This is a genomic window from Pseudoalteromonas aliena (assembly GCF_038155085.1).
Classification (GTDB): domain Bacteria; phylum Pseudomonadota; class Gammaproteobacteria; order Enterobacterales; family Alteromonadaceae; genus Pseudoalteromonas; species Pseudoalteromonas aliena_A.
This window is the reverse complement of sequence record NZ_JBAKAU010000277.1, coordinates 1-210: the sequence shown is the minus strand read 5'-3', so window position 1 is coordinate 210 and position 210 is coordinate 1. Positions and strand designations below refer to the sequence as shown.

At 46.7% G+C, this 210-nt stretch carries 1 pseudogene; it reads right to left on the bottom strand.

From position 1 onward, the window contains the following. A pseudogene (locus tag V6260_RS19380) lies at positions 1–210 on the bottom strand (lipoprotein-releasing system transmembrane subunit LolC); the annotation flags it as partial.

Below are 210 nucleotides of genomic sequence, written 5' to 3'. Positions count from 1 at the left end.
CTGCAATAAATGGCGCAGCGCCTGTTACATGCGGTTGTGTGTTTAAATCTTCAACCTTTTGCGACCAATGTGCAATGGGCCTGCTTGGTGCTACAAATTCAACCTGCGGCACAACGCTTAGTAACCGGAGTACTAGTTGCTGCTCAAAGCCATTTATTACCGACAGCGCGACTATTAAAGCCGCGACTCCTAATAAAAAAGCAATAGTCG